This is a genomic window from uncultured Veillonella sp., from assembly GCF_934230905.1.
Taxonomy (GTDB): Bacteria; Bacillota; Negativicutes; order Veillonellales; family Veillonellaceae; genus Veillonella.
Map to the genome: position 1 here is coordinate 32,564 of NZ_CAKQFJ010000006.1, position 15,928 is coordinate 48,491.

The window sequence follows — 15,928 nt, forward strand, 5'->3', positions numbered from 1 at the left end:
ATTCTAATCAATAGTATTATTGTACTACTTCGCACTATAAACCGTCAATTTATCTACTTTTTTACTACTTGAACAGCAGGAACAATGGATGCTATATCATTATCAGCTTTTTGCTTTTCATTCACCGCCTTTGCATCTGCTTTTTCATGTTCTTTAGATGCTTTAGCTTCGGCTTTCGCCTTTTCTTTTGCAGCTTTAGCTTCTGCTTTTGCTTTTTCCTTAGCCGCTTTAGCTTCTGCTTTTGCTTTTTCTTTCGCTGCTTTTTCAAGAGCCTTACGTTCTGCCTTAGTTAATGGTTTTTCTACAACAGGTTTAGGTATTTCTACAACTGGCGTTGCATTTGGTACCCCTTTACCTAAATCTACACCTTGTATCATTGTAATAGTATTATCGTCTTCAAAGCCCTTACGCCATGCCGCAAAACCGGCTAATTGCATTTCTTTCACAAGATTCAATTTATAACCTAAAGATTTATTATCTTCAAACCAAATTTTATCAACACCATTTGATGTCGGAATTGCTGCATAGTATGATTTTAATGTATCATTCCAAGTGATATTTGATGCATAATTAGAAAAATAAATTGCTTCATTTTTTATCGCTAGTGTTTCACCATGTGCAACTCCGCCAGATTCATGCCATATACGAGTATAGAATGGTATCCCCAATACAAGTTTTTGACTTGGCACCTCTTGTATCATTTTTTCAGTATGGTTTCTAACCCAAGGATAACTTGCTACAGGTCCTGCATTACTACTTTTTGCCCATGTTTCATCATAGGCCATCAAAACAACATAATCTACACTATTAGCAAAAGATTTACGGTCATAAACAAGAGACCAATTCGGGCTATTAGAATACCCCGTTACATCTATGGAAGACTGAATATTATACTTATGTAATTCATCAGCTAAATAAGCTACAAACTTAGTTAATTTGTCACGATCTGAATAGTCTATATTTTCAAAATCAAAATTATAACCATCAAAACCATAAATATATGCGTATTGAACAAGATTTTGAGCATATTTTTTCCATACTGCTTCATCTGCTAAAATGCCACTTGTAAAATCTGGGTCAAAACGATTTGTAATCAGAGGCCATACATGATATCCATTAGATTTGTAAGATTTCACATAATCAATATTAATATTAGGACTAGATTCCAAACCTAAACTGTGTAATTTAAACCAACTAGGGGAAATAATATTATCACCACTACTATTTAGTTTTTTTGCATAAGGAGCACCTTGATTAGGCCATGGATCAAAAGCCCAGGACAATGGGCCTTGGACAGGCTTATTTTGTAGAACCTGCATTGTTTCTGGAGCAGCCATAAGTTGAATATGATCCCCATCCTTCGTGTAGGTGACCCCAATCAATGGCGTTGTACCTTCTATATCAACATACTCAGCACCATCACGTTTTGTAATTGGTAATTTCACAGGTTCCCCAACAGCTTTAGGATTCATTGTAATAGTCGAACCATTAAGCTCTAGTTGTGGTACATAAATAGTATAAGATGTTTTATACTGGTTAGCCTCATAATTACGATTAGTAGTATTTAGGTATTGTTGTAATGGCACCAAAACCTCAGCTTGCACTGTATTACCAGAAATACTAGTTAATACAGCAGCTGCTAATGTAGTGATCATAGTAATTTTACGTAACATATATATCTCCTGTTATTGACTCTTAATAGTTCCTGTTTACATAACAATTCTTATATTATATCATACATATATTGACACTTATAATTTCTATACTTGTAAAAGCATGAACGATTATTCATAAAGGAGTTTTTATGCATCAATATTTATTTTTTATAGGAGGTTTTCCTATAAGAGCATATGGTACCATGTTAGCACTTGCTATCATTTGTGGTGGTTCTGTTGCCTATTTCTTACTAAAAAAAGATGGTCGTGGCTGGCACCAACACATTATTGACTTTTCTATTACAGTTGCTATTGCAGGACTTATTGGTGCCCGATTATGGGACGTCTTTTTTTTCGATTGGCAATATTATGGCAATCATTTACTAGAGATTCCATTTGTATGGCAAGGTGGCATGGCCATTCAAGGCGGTGTTGTTCTTGGTACCTTAGCAGGTTATTGGTACCTTCGAAAACATAACATCGATTTTTGGGCTTTTGCTGATATATTTGCACCGGCTCTCATTTTGGCACAATCAGTCGGGCGTATGGCAAATCTATTTAATGGCGATGCCTTTGGACATCCTACAGGTGGAAATTTCGGTATTCTCTACCCTGAAAGCACACTCGCTTATCACACATATGGTAATCAACCATTATGGCCAGCTGAAATTTGGGAAGGACAAATTGACATACTAATCTTTGTCGCTTTAATACTATTTAGCTCCTTCAAACATGCTAAAGGTCAAGTCTTTGTACTATACGCTATTTTATACTCAGCAGCGCGATTCTGTCTAGAGTTCTTACGCGGTGATTATGTAAATCTTACAATGGGACTTAAATCCGCACAGATGACGAGCCTCATTGTTATGATTGTAGGTATCTGTTTATTTATCTACTTTGGTTATCTAGATAAAAAGCAACAAACCGTAGCAGAATCAGCACCAGAAGCACCACAAAAACAAAAGAAACGTAAATAATAAAATCCTTCATTCACGGATACACAACATTCATGAATGAAGGATTTTTTATATCTATTCAATTCTTCTAAATGATTGACCATAAGCGACAAGCATCATTTACAGTTGTTCTTGTGCCTTTAATGCGTCAAGTTCTTCTAACGCACGATTGGCAATGAGAGCATTTTTTTCTTTTTTCTTCCGAATTCGTTGAGGCCATGATTCCATAATGCCAAAGTTAACATTCATAGGCTGAAAATTAGATCCTTCGTACGAAGATATATAATGGCTTAATGACCCAATAGCCGTTGTCTTAGGGAAGTTAATAAATGCTTTATCATCTAGGTAGCGTTTCACCTGTAATCCTACCATAAGCCCTGATGCGGCCGATTCAAGATACCCTTCTACACCAGTCATTTGACCAGCAAAAAATAGTCGATGATCAGACTTTAATTGGAAGGCATGATTGAGTAATTCTGGCGAATTTATATATGTATTGCGATGCATCACACCGTACCGTATAAATTCCGCATTTTCAAGACCAGGAATTAAACCAAATACACGCTTTTGCTCCCCCCATTTTAAATGTGTTTGAAAACCTACGAGATTAAACATGGTCCCTTCTTTGTTTTCTTTACGCAGTTGAACAACTGCATAAGATTCTTCATTAGTGCGTTTATCTACTAACCCTACTGGTTTTAATGGACCATAGCGCAAAGTATCCTCACCGCGAGATGCCATAATTTCTACAGGCATACAGCCCTCAAAATAGATTTCCTTTTCAAAATCCTTTGGCTGTACAGCCTCAGCATGAGTCAATTCATGCAAAAAGTGTTTATACTCATCTTCATTCATAGGGCAATTAAGATAGTCTGCATCACCTTTATCGTAGCGGGACGCAGCGAATACCTTATCATAGTTAAGAGACTCCGACGTCACAATAGGAGCCGCTGCATCATAGAAATAAAATCCCGTATTACCTGTTAATTCTCTAATTGCAGAACCGAGTATTTCAGATGTTAATGGTCCAGAAGCAAAGATAACTGTTCCTTCTGTAGGGATTGATGTTACCTCTTCATGATGCACAGTAATATTAGGATGACTTTTAATTTTATCTGTTACCATAGCACTGAATAGATGCCGGTCAACTGCTAAGGCACCACCAGCAGGTACAGCCGTAGCATCCGCACACTCCATAATAAGAGAACCCAATCGACGCATCTCTTCTTTTAGTAATCCTACAGCATTTTCTATATTACCAGCACGCAAGGAATTACTACAAACCAATTCAGCAAATTGATCTGTTTGATGGGCAGGAGAACTCTTTACAGGGCGCATTTCATATAGATCAACAATAACACCTTGATTAGCAAGTTGCCATGCCGCTTCCGATCCAGCTAATCCAGCTCCAATAACAATAACTTTATTTTCACTCACTCTTGGTATCCTCTTCTTTCTTCACTGAATCATCAGTTTTTTTCTTTCTCGTTTTCTTCGGCGGTCTAGTTGGACATGTTTCATTTGAGCAAAATTTTTTCGTCGTACCATTTTTATACGTTTTTTCAACGATAATACTGCCACATGTATTGCAGAACTCATGAGTTGGCTTATCCCATAACGTAAAATCACATTGTGGATATCGATTACAACCATAGAACACACGGCCTCGTTTAGATTTTCGTTCTACAATTTCTCCTTCACCACATTTAGGGCAAACAACATCGGTACCAACAGTAATAGGTTTCGTGTTCTTGCACTCTGGGAAGTTAGAGCAAGCTAAAAATTTACCATAACGACCAAATTTATAGACCATTGGATGCCCACATAGTTCACAAGTTTCATCACTTTCCATAGAAGCAATTTGAATCTTGTCTACATCACTAGCATCGTCTAATTCTTGTTTGAATATATCATAGAAATTAGATAATACTTTCACATACGTATCTTTACCATTAGCGATAGCATCCAATTCCTCTTCTAATTCAGCAGTAAATCCAGTATTAATGATTTTTTCGAAATAGTTTACTAAAAAGTCCACCACTACAAAACCTAACTCTGTAGGGATAAATTGCTTATTATTCGTCTCTACATAGTTACGACTCACTATAGTATCTAAAATTGGCGCATACGTACTTGGCCGTCCAATACCTAATTCTTCCAATGTTTTGATAAGACTGGCCTCAGAATACCTTGCTGGTGGTTGTGTGAAGTGTTGTTCTGGGTCAATGAGCACAGTTTCCACTTCATCAGATTTCTTCAATGCCGGTAATTGTGGTGTATCTTCTTTTTTACTATCTTCGTAGACTGCACTAAATCCAGGGAATAATACACGTGAACCAGTCGCCTTAAATGTATAGATACCATCAATATCAAGTTCAATGGTGGTAGACTCATTTTGTTGAGGGGCCATTTGACTAGCCATAAAACGATTCCAAATCAAAGTATATAACTTTAGTTCGTCACGATTTACAAATGGTTCTACCATTTTAGGTGTCAATTCAAGAGATGTAGGGCGAATGGCTTCATGTGCATCTTGAGCAGATTCTTTTTTGCCATATACATTAGGCTTGGATGGACAATAGTCATCACCATAAGTTCTCTTAATATAATTACGAGCCTGTTCCTGCATATCCTTAGAGATACGTGTAGAATCAGTACGCATATAAGTGATTAAACCTACATGTCCATATGAACCAATCTCTAAACCTTCATACAAATGTTGGGCAATCATCATGGTTCGTTTAGCTCCAAAATTGAGTTTACGAACACCATCTTGTTGCAATGTAGATGTAGTAAAAGGAGGTGCTGGTTTCCGGCTTCGTTTACTTTTCTTAACCGATGTAACTGTAGCTGTATGATCTGCAATAGACTTCTGAATAGCTAATGCATCAGCTTCACAATGAATATCCAGTTTATCACCATTGATATGAGTCAGTTCAGCGATAAACTTTTCATTTGATTTAGTTTTAAATTGTCCTTCAATTGACCAATATTCTTGAGGAACAAAGGCTTGTATTTCACGTTCTCGTTCACAGATAAGACGCACAGCTACCGATTGAACACGACCAGCGCTTAAACCTTTACATACCTTCTTCCATAATAATGGGCTTAATTTATACCCTACAATACGGTCTAACACACGGCGAGCTTGTTGTGCGTCGACCATATTCATATCTACAGTACGTGGGTGTTCTAAAGCCTCTGCAACAGCGGTTTTCGTGATTTCATTAAATGTAATCCGACAGTTAGTCTTAGTATCTACATTGAGGATATAGGCTAAATGCCAAGAAATAGCTTCTCCTTCGCGGTCCGGGTCAGTTGCGAGCAACACAGCGCTACTTTCATCAGCATGAGCTACCAACTCATCAATCACCTTTTTACGTGCTACAAGATTGCTATATCGTGGGGTAAATTCATGATCAATATCGATACCCATTTGAGACTTTGGCAAATCCCGAAGATGCCCCATACTTGCTTTTACAATATAATTAGGCCCTAAAAATTTTTCTATTGTTTTAGATTTAGCCGGTGATTCCACTATAACAAGTACTTTACCATCAGGATTATATACCCGCGGTTGCCTTTGTTCTGGCGGCATCGATGTAGCCATGATAGATTTATCATGTACAATACCAACTGGGGTTAATGCCTCTTTAGGCCCTTTTTTCTTAGCCGTAGCCTTTTTCTTTTTTGTTTCTTCTTTTGAATCTTTGGGTTCCCCAATAACGATAGATCGTTTAATGGACAAGTATATCACTCCCGATTATATTAATATAGCCCTTAGAATGAACCTTTTCAATCATACGTTTCATTTCTAAGTCTAATAGAATGCTTTGTAGTCGTTGTAATGGAATATGTGTATATTTGATTAAATCCGCTACACTAATACAATGATCTGTAGGAATATGATTCAATACCACCTTCCATTCCATATTAAAGCTTAACATATCGGACCCTTGCGTATCAACTACACGAGGTGTTAGGTCATAATCATCAATCAAATCTTGTGCTTTAGTCAATACATTGGCACCTTGACGTATAAGCCAATGATTTCCTTCCGCGACATTACTCAAAATACTTCCAGGGACAACATAAATTTCTCTGCCCTCATTGGCGGCCATATCTGCCGTTATTAAAGATCCACTACTAGCTTTCGCTTCTATCACGATAATAACTGATGAAAGACCACTAATGATACGGTTTCTTGCAGGAAAATGTACGCTTGAAGGTGGTGTACCCGGCGGATACTCTGATAACAACAAACCATTATTTGCAAGTACTCTATCAAATAGCCTTTTATTTTCCGGAGGATATACAATATCTAACCCACAGCCCATGACAACAATTACTTGCCCTTTACCAGCTAAAGTACCTTCGTGGCTGTGACTATCAATACCTCTTGCGCCTCCACTGACTATTGCCACATTATAAGCCGCTAATTCTTTACCTAAACGCAATGCTACATTACGTCCATAATCTGAACATTTACGAGCCCCTACCATGGCAATTTTCATTGTCTCGTCCTCTAATAGAGATATATTACCTCGTACAAATATAACCGCTGGAGGATTATATATTTCTTGCAATCGTCCTGGGAATAAAACATCAAGGTATGTAATATATTGTATATGACAATTTTGAAGAGCTTTATAAAGATTTTGTAACCGCTCATTTGTTGCTTCTTTTTCAATCTGCTTATATTTAGTAGAAGGAATTCCCAGTATAGATTTTAAATTTTTTCGTGTTTGTAATGCACACCAAGCCTCATAGGGACCTCCAAAATTATCTACTAAATCACGTATAGTAGCTGCGCCTAGTGAGGTAATACTTTGCATAGCCGCTATATAAAAATTACTTTCATACTGTTGCTCCATCATAATCTCCTATTCTCGACATATGAAATGGCGTATATCGATATAACATAGCTTCTGAAATATGTTCTTTTTCTACATAAAATGAACCCTCCATATCTGCTATGGTTCTACTAACCTTAAGCAATCTATCAAAGGTACGGCCTGTAAAATAAAATCTTTCATATACATCACTCAGTAAACTCCAACATTCATCACGTATATTACAAAGCTCACGAATAGCACGATGTGGCATAGCTCCATTTGTTTTAAATGAACATTCTTTAAAACGTTCTAATTGCACAGTGCGCCCCAATTCAACTAATACTTTCATATCAGCACTACTTAAAGACTCCGAATGTATGTATAACATATCATCAAAACTAGGCCGCTCCACAGAAATGAATAAATCAATACGATCTAATATGGGGCCAGATATTTTATTCTGGTATTTCATTAATTCTGTCGATGAGCACACACACTCTTTATTCATATCACCATAATAACCACATGGACATGGATTAGCAGCCAATACACATATAAAATTAGCAGGATACTCGTAACTATTTTGCAATCGATTTACAGTTATCATATGAGATTCTAAAGGTTGTCTTAAGGCATCCAGTACGAAACGTGGAAATTCAGGGGCTTCATCCATGAATAGTACACCATTGTGAGCTAATGTAATTTCTCCAGGTTTTGCATTACTTCCACCACCAATTATGCTAGATAAAGTAGCCGTATGATGCGGACATCTAACAGGTCGTTGATGAATAAGCGTATTTTTCTCTAATAGACCAGCTACATCATGAATACGTGTCGTCTCAAGCTGTTCTTCCCAACTCATGTCAGGCAAAATAGTAGGTAATCGCTCTGCTAACATAGTTTTACCTGCTCCCGGAGAACCTGTCATCATTACATGATGGACACCAGTTGCAGCTATAATCATAGCTCTCTTAGCTAATTCTTGACCTTGTACATCTTTATAATCCATACTAGGATATATTTGATTATCTTTTTGACATTCATTTGTAGAATTAGTACCTTCTTCAGGCTGTATCACTGTTCTAACAATTTCCGTTAACGTTTTAGCTCCATGAGATGTAATATTTCTCATATGATGAAGTAACGATGTATTATCTAAACTAGTAAAAATAGTTTGAATCTTTTCATCACAAGCTTTTATTGCCATACTAAGAATGCCTTGCGTTTTTTTTAGATTACCATCTAAAGATAATTCACCTATAAATAAAGATGATTGTAATACTGTGGCTAGTTTTGCTTTTCGTAACTTGATTTGACCAGATGCGGCTAAGACACCTATTGCTATGGGTAAATCTAAACCAGAGCTACTTTTTCGTACCTCTGCAGGCCCCAAATTAACAACAATACGTCGCATAGGAAAATCGAAACCGCTATTTTTTATAGCCGCTCGTACACGCTCACGAGATTCTTTAACCGCTTGATTTGGCAATCCAACAATATCAAAAACAGGTAATCCCTGTGAGATATCTACTTCTACAGTTACTACGACGCCATCTAAACCATCTATAGTAGCACCAAACACTTTTGCATACATAATCGTGCCTCCTACATAAAGCATTGGGGCATATAGTGTATTGTAGCTTTAAGATCTTCATGCACATATACCTCCACTACATCAAAAGACAATTCTCTCCATTTACGATTCTGGGAACGTAAATCACGAATAAAATACATAGCAGCTTGTTTAATATGCTTTTGTTTACGTTTTGATACAGCTTCACGAGGTAATCCATGGGTGATACCACGACGTGCCTTTATTTCAATAAAATGATAGGTCAGCCCATGTTTGGCAATAATATCTATTTCACCTACCTTTGTTTTATAATTAGTGGTAATAATCTTTAAACCTTGTTGCTCAATGTAATGGCGAGCAATATTTTCTCCCCAATCTCCTAAGGCTTTTGCATCTAATAGATTACACGGATGTGTTTGATTACTTGTATTCATAGTGACCTCCTTATGTATATAGATACTTTCGAATACTTATATATACAACATAAGACGGTCACACCTTTACTGTAAATAGAAAAGAGGTTCCTAATAGTCACCTAGGTGACCAATAGGAACCTCTTTTCCTTTAATTTTTCATCTTTATTTCACAGTATAAAAACCCATGTATTTACTTGTCTTCTCGATGCCATCCAACAATTGACTTAACGGGTTCAAAACTCTTTCTGTGCAAAGGTGTAACACCTTGCTGCTCAACAGCCTCTTTGTGGAGTTCTGTATAATATCCCTTATGTATGCCAAAACCATAACCAGGATATTCTTCATCCAGGCTTTTCATATATCGATCCCGTGTAACTTTCGCAATAATAGATGCCGCTGCAATATTAGCACTTTTACTATCACCTTTGATAATAGATTCAACAGGTATCGTTAAATCAGGTAATTTCATGGCATCAACTACAACCGCCTCTGCAGGTACATCCAGAGTGCGAATAGCCTCATACATCGCTTGTCGTGTAGCCTCATAAATATTAAGCTCATCGATTTTTTCCGGACCATAGGAGATACAGCTGACCGCTACTGCTTCATCCATGATGATATCATACAATGCTTCACGTTTCTCTTCAGTTAACTTTTTAGAATCATTAAGGCCTGGAATTAATGTCATAGGCGGTAAAATAACGGCAGCCACCGTAACTGGACCTGCAATAGGACCTCGCCCTACCTCATCGACACCAGCCACATGATATAGCCCTTCATCGTAGAATATACCTTCATAATCGTACATGCTCATCAAGCGTTGTTGTTCTTTTAGCTCTTTTTCTTGACGTTTAATATAAGAAGCCGCTAATTTCTGAACGGAACTACGAGTATCATCTTGTGCTAATGGTAGAATTTCCAAAGCTTGTTCTGTTTCAAAAAGTGCCTTAATATCGGCTACCTTTAACTTAGTGAATGTTTCCTTATCCATTATGTGCATCCTCACCATCTTCAGGATAATAAGGCTCTTCATTAACTTGGTCTAGCGTAATTGTACCAAGCTTTGTATTGCGATAGTCTTGCAAAATAATGCGACGTGCCTTATCAAGATCGACAACACCACCGCTGACAAGACAGCCACGACGACGACCAATGCTTTCAAGAATTGTATCCACATCGGCCATCTCTTCTTCTTTTAATTTGTAGCGTTCAATCAAGATATTAGGTGTATTCGTCAATAGATGGTTTAACAATTGCTTAATTACGTGCTCTAAATCATATACATCATCAGAAATGGCACCTGTCATAGCAAGACGTGCAGCAGCCCGTTGGTCCTCTAATTTAGGCCATAATACGCCTGGCGTATCAAGCAATTCCATATTCTTACCAATTTTAACCCATTGCTGACCACGGGTGTGACCTGCCTTGTTAGCCGTACGGGTTGCTGCAGAACCAGCCAATGAATTAATCAATGTAGATTTCCCTACATTAGGAATACCTAAGATGATGGTACGTATGGATCGGCTACGAATCCCCTTTGCTACCCAACGGTCAATGATAGGTTTGCTGAGACGTTCTACGGTAGATACTAATTTTTTATTACCCTTCCCAGATTTGGAATCGATGGCTAATACGGTAATCCCTTGTTGCGTAAAGAATTCAGTCCATTCCTTCGTTGCTTTTGAATCTGCTAAATCAACCTTATTTAACAATACAATATGCGGTTTTTGACCAACTAACTCAAGGATAACCGGATTCGCACTCGAACGGGGAATACGTGCATCTAATAACTCGATAACAACGTCTACCTTTTTGATATACTCCGTTATCATGCGCGTAGCTTTCGCCATATGCCCAGGGAACCAATGTACAATAGGTGAATCTGCCATATAATATCCTTTCCACATACGTTCTATCCTTTCAGATAGCAATGTATGTATCTATATTTCATTCGATTATTTATTTGCCTATCTATATTGTAACAAAAATAAAAGGCTGCCAACGGCAGCCTTTTATGAACATTAGCGTTTTTCGCGAATACGAGCAGCTTTACCTGTAAGGTTACGTAAGTAGTACAATTTAGCACGACGAACAACACCATGACGCATAACTTCAATTTTAGCTAAGCGTGGGCTGTGAAGTGGGAATGTACGTTCTACACCTACACCAGATGCAATACGACGAACTGTGAAAGTTTCACGTACGCCACCGTTTTGACGTTTAATTACCAAGCCTTCGAATACTTGGATACGTTCACGGCTACCTTCCACTACTTTTACGTGTACACGTACTGTGTCACCAGCGCGGAATGTAGGGATGTCTGTACGAAGTTGTTCTTGTTCGAGTACGTTAATAATGTTCATTGTTTCCTCCTGTTTGCAGACATTCAATACCTACACCTTATAGGCAGCGGACTGTCTCAAATTAACAGTAATATATTATCATAAGTCAATGTACAATGCAAGAACTTAAACACTATGTTTATATAGATTTATATATTTAATGTACTGTAACTCTATACACAAAATATGTCTTAATCAATGCGACAAATTAAATCATAAAGATCTTGTCTATCTTCAACAGATAAATGTCTAAAACGATGAGCCAATTGCTTATCTCTATTCTCCACTAATTTCTGTGCCTCAGCTTTTCCAATATCAGTTAATGTCACAACGGTGGTCCGCTTATCCATTGTATCTATAGTTTTTTTTACAAATCCCAAATGTATAAGTACATCAAGCTGTTCCGATACAGTAGCAGGTCGAATCTGTAAACTATCCACTAATACACGTTGACTCGTTCCCGTACCAATCGTATATAATTCCATAAGTAATCTATATCGTGAACCTTCACGTTTAGCCGTCACATTACGGATGGCATTAAACAATTCAACATCTGTAATCATAATGACATCTCCTTACAACTTTGTATACTTTTATGTATTCGACATGGATGTCAAAAATCCTGCATAAAGAAAAGGCAACCGTAGTTGCCCTTCCTCAGTTTCACATAATTAAGACAAATATAACTTCCTAATTATATAAAATATATATTATTTTAATGCACTAATATCGCCAATAATAGCCATTACGCTATATGCCAACCGAACAAGTTGTAAACGGTTAGCTTTAATAGCTTCGTCTTTGTCCATGACCATAACATCTTCAAAGAATTTGTTGATTACAGGCACCAATGTAGCAGGTACTGCTACAACAGCGTCATAGTCGTTGTTATCCCATGCATCGATACTTGCTTCGGATGCTTTCGTAGCCGCTTCATACAAGGCGCGTTCTGCATCTTCTTTTAATAGACTTTCATCAACACCGGTATATGTTACATCTTTCACAAGATTATACATACGTGTGAAAGCTTGCACTAATTCAACATTTTCATCAATGCGGTTAGCCAAGAGAGCTTTCACAAGGCCTTCAGCATCAGCAACGGACAATTCATTGTTAGATAACAATAAATCGATTACATGATGAGGCACTTCACGGTCAAGGAAGATATTTTTTAAACGCAATGTAATGAACTCTTCTACTTGGCCAAGCAATTCATCTTGTTTATCTGCAGGCACATTAAGAAGATTCATGGATTCCACGATGATTGGGCGCAAGGAAATATTCCATTCGCTGTTGAGCAAGATGTTCAAGATACCAATTGTTTGGCGACGCAATGCATATGGATCTTGAGAACCTGTCGGAATCAAGCCACGGCTAAATGTAGCAACAATGTTATCGATTTTGTCGATAATGGACAACACCTTACCAGCTTCTGTTTGAGGCAATACATCACCTGCAAAACGTGGCAAGTATTGTTCAAAAATAGCTTCCGCCACTTCTGGGGATTCACCGTCAAGTAATGCGTATTCTTTACCCATTACACCTTGTAATTCGGTAAATTCTGTAACCATACCTGTAGTGAGGTCAGTTTTGGCAAGTTCAGTAGCACGTTCCAATACGAAGCGCGCATCTTCGTGTAATTCACATTCTTCACTAAATACACGGCCTAATGTTAACAAACGTTCTGTTTTGTCAGCCAAGTTGCCAAGACCTTCTTGGAACACGATTTTTGTCAAACCATCTTGACGGTCGATAAGAGCTTTCTTACGGTCTTCATTAAAGAAGAATTTAGCATCATCAAGACGAGCACGCAATACGCGTTCATTACCAGCTTGCACTACTTCGATGGAATGGTCGGAGCCGTTACGAACTGTCAAGAACATTGGCAACAATTTACCGTCTTGATTAACCAATGGGAAATAACGTTGATGGTCTTTCATAGGTGTAATGATAGCAGCATCTGAAAGTGCCAAGTAAGATTCTTCAAAGCCACCACACAATGCTGTAGGCCATTCAACAAGATAGTTGATTTCTTCTAACAAATCATCATCCCAAACGATGGATGCCTTTTTAGAAGCTGCAATATCATGTAATTGTTTAGAAATCAATTCACGACGTGCGTCTTGATCAACCATAACAAAGTTTTCTTTTAATGTGTCTACATAGGATGCTGAATTTTTGATAGTAATTTCATCAGCACCTAAGAAACGATGACCACGTGTTACATTACCAGATTTAACGGTAGCAAATTCTACAGGAATGACTTCTTCATCAAGTAATGCTACAAGCCAACGTACAGGACGTACGAACTTAGCATCTAAATTGCCCCAATGCATGGATTTAGGGAAGTTAAGACCTGTAATCAATTGTGGCAACATATCAGTTACAATATCTTTTGCAGGTACGCCTGCCGTTTTAGTTTCAGCGTAAATATAGCCGTCTTCTACAACGAGATCAGCTACATCTAGACCTTTACCACGAGCAAAACCGATAGCTGCTTTTGTAGGATTGCCATCAGCATCATATGCAATAGACGCGGAAGGACCTTTGTGACGTTCGCTGATTTCAGCAGATGTGTCAGCAAGACCTTTCACGATAAGAGCCAACCGACGTGGTGTGCCGTATGTTGCGATGCTTTCAAAAGGAAGATGGGCATCATTTAATTTTGTTTCAGCCAATTGTTTCAATTGACCTAAGATATTTGGCATAAAGCCGGCAGGAATTTCTTCTGCACCGATTTCAAATAATAAATCCTTTGCCATCTTATTTATCTCCTTTCAAAAGTGGGAATCCTAATTCTTCACGTTTAGCGAGGTATTGTTGTGCACAAATACGAGCTAGTGCACGTACGCGGCCGATGAAAGCAGTACGTTCGCTAATGGAAATAGCGCCACGGGAATCAAGCAAGTTGAATGTGTGGGAACATTTCAAAACATAGTCATAGGCTGGTAGTACATAACCGGCACCGCAAACGCGTTTTGCTTCTGCTTCGTACATATCAAACAATTTGAAAAGCATATCTGTATCAGCTAATTCAAAATTGTAAACGGATTGTTCAACTTCATTAGCATGCCAAACGTCACCATATGTAACGTTTTCATTCCATTTAAGGTCATATACGTTTTCTACGCCTTGAATGTACATAGCCAAACGTTCTAAACCGTATGTAATTTCTACGGAAACTGGTTTACAGTCGATGGAGCCAACTTGTTGGAAATATGTGAACTGCGTTACTTCCATACCGTCGAGCCATACTTCCCAGCCAAGGCCCCAAGCGCCCAATGTTGGAGATTCCCAGTTATCCTCTACGAAACGGATATCGTGATCTTCAGCGTGAATACCAAGTGTTGCCAAGGATTGTAAGTATAATTCTTGAATGTTATCTGGTGATGGTTTTACGATAACTTGGAATTGATGATGTTGGAACAAACGGTTAGGATTATCACCATAACGACCATCTGCTGGACGACGAGAAGGTTCTACATAACATACAGCCCATGGTTCAGGACCAATTGCATGCAAGAATGTAGCAGGATTCATTGTACCTGCACCCTTTTCGATGTCATATGGATTTTGAACGATACAACCTTGTTCACTCCAAAACTTTTGTAGATTTAGTATAATCTCTTGAAATGTCATTGCTGCCTCCACTTTACACAACCGACATAAAATCAACCATTTCGTTACAAACAAAAAAAGTCCCTGTAACGAAAAACGTTACAGGGACGAGTATACCCGCGGTTCCACCCTATTTGGCTTGCGCCCTCTTTTTTCTATGTTGGCCTTTACTAACAGATTTCTGCGTTCCTGCCAATGCTCTACAGCGCCTTCAACCAAATGTGAGCTTACACCATCCTCACTCGCTAGAGAGGTTTACTACTCTGCTTCATCGCATATATTATACACAATATTGTAGCAATACAGAGGGATGAATGTCAATATAGATATAAATTAATGGGTACCAGTAATGCGGTTACTTTACATATAAGGATTTAAGAATCCAAAGAATTATAGAGCCTCCAGCAATCAATCGTTCCCAATTATTCATATCAGCATATAATACAACCCAGAGGAGTAATATAATATAGATAGCCAACCAAATGTAATCATAAAATGTATAAGAATTAAAAGAAAATCTGAATAAAGTATAT

At 37.9% G+C, this 15,928-nt stretch carries 13 protein-coding genes; 1 reads left to right on the forward strand and 12 read right to left on the reverse strand.

Annotation, left to right across the window (positions count from 1 at the left end; translation table 11 throughout):
* Positions 1-53 precede the first annotated feature (53 nt).
* Entirely contained in the window at positions 54-1,673 is a 1,620-nt protein-coding gene (locus Q0E20_RS02515; protein WP_295995810.1) for a glycosyl hydrolase family 18 protein, read from the reverse strand.
* Between the two features lie 131 nt (positions 1,674-1,804).
* Between Q0E20_RS02515 and lgt the strand changes: the two genes are divergently transcribed.
* Complete coding sequence (lgt, locus tag Q0E20_RS02520) at positions 1,805-2,632, forward strand: prolipoprotein diacylglyceryl transferase (RefSeq protein WP_295995815.1); 828 nt, start codon at positions 1,805-1,807, stop codon at positions 2,630-2,632.
* 99 nt (positions 2,633-2,731) lie between these two features.
* Here the strand turns inward: lgt and trmFO are convergent, their stop codons facing one another.
* The 11 genes from trmFO to glyQ form a co-directional block, all read right to left on the reverse strand.
* Positions 2,732-4,048 (reverse strand): methylenetetrahydrofolate--tRNA-(uracil(54)-C(5))-methyltransferase (FADH(2)-oxidizing) TrmFO, encoded by a 1,317-nt coding sequence (gene trmFO / locus Q0E20_RS02525; RefSeq protein WP_295995818.1) that lies wholly within the window; start codon positions 4,046-4,048, stop codon positions 2,732-2,734.
* Positions 4,041-6,359, reverse strand: a complete 2,319-nt coding sequence (topA, locus tag Q0E20_RS02530; protein WP_295995820.1) for a type I DNA topoisomerase — start codon at positions 6,357-6,359, stop codon at positions 4,041-4,043. The genes trmFO and topA overlap by 8 nt, the downstream gene beginning before the upstream one ends.
* A complete protein-coding gene (gene dprA / locus Q0E20_RS02535) occupies positions 6,349-7,485 on the reverse strand; it encodes a DNA-processing protein DprA (protein ID WP_366509629.1) in 1,137 nt (378 codons plus the stop codon). The genes topA and dprA overlap by 11 nt, the downstream gene beginning before the upstream one ends.
* On the reverse strand, positions 7,469-9,040 hold the full coding sequence (locus Q0E20_RS02540; RefSeq protein ID WP_295995826.1) for a YifB family Mg chelatase-like AAA ATPase: 1,572 nt from the start codon (positions 9,038-9,040) through the stop codon (positions 7,469-7,471). Before Q0E20_RS02540 ends, dprA begins: the two co-directional genes overlap by 17 nt.
* Before the next feature lie 11 nt (positions 9,041-9,051).
* Positions 9,052-9,453: a YraN family protein gene (locus Q0E20_RS02545; protein ID WP_295995828.1), complete on the reverse strand. Its 402-nt coding sequence runs from the start codon at positions 9,451-9,453 to the stop codon at positions 9,052-9,054.
* A gap of 172 nt (positions 9,454-9,625) precedes the next feature.
* Positions 9,626-10,426 carry a ribonuclease HII gene (locus Q0E20_RS02550; RefSeq protein WP_295995831.1) on the reverse strand — a complete coding sequence of 267 codons (801 nt, stop codon included), beginning with the start codon at positions 10,424-10,426 and terminating at the stop codon, positions 9,626-9,628.
* Entirely contained in the window at positions 10,419-11,324 is a 906-nt protein-coding gene (gene ylqF / locus Q0E20_RS02555) for a ribosome biogenesis GTPase YlqF (protein ID WP_295995835.1), read from the reverse strand. Before ylqF ends, Q0E20_RS02550 begins: the two co-directional genes overlap by 8 nt.
* 132 nt (positions 11,325-11,456) lie before the next feature.
* Entirely contained in the window at positions 11,457-11,798 is a 342-nt protein-coding gene (gene rplS / locus Q0E20_RS02560) for a 50S ribosomal protein L19 (RefSeq protein WP_295995838.1), read from the reverse strand.
* 170 nt (positions 11,799-11,968) lie between these two features.
* Positions 11,969-12,340 carry a MarR family winged helix-turn-helix transcriptional regulator gene (locus Q0E20_RS02565; protein ID WP_295995840.1) on the reverse strand — a complete coding sequence of 124 codons (372 nt, stop codon included), beginning with the start codon at positions 12,338-12,340 and terminating at the stop codon, positions 11,969-11,971.
* 147 nt (positions 12,341-12,487) lie between these two features.
* The gene (glyS, locus tag Q0E20_RS02570; protein ID WP_295995842.1) at positions 12,488-14,539 is read right to left on the reverse strand and encodes a glycine--tRNA ligase subunit beta; all 2,052 of its coding nucleotides are present in this window, start codon (positions 14,537-14,539) and stop codon (positions 12,488-12,490) included.
* A 1-nt stretch (position 14,540) separates the two neighbouring features.
* Complete coding sequence (glyQ, locus tag Q0E20_RS02575) at positions 14,541-15,416, reverse strand: glycine--tRNA ligase subunit alpha (RefSeq protein WP_005377537.1); 876 nt, start codon at positions 15,414-15,416, stop codon at positions 14,541-14,543.
* Positions 15,417-15,928: the final 512 nt, after the last annotated feature.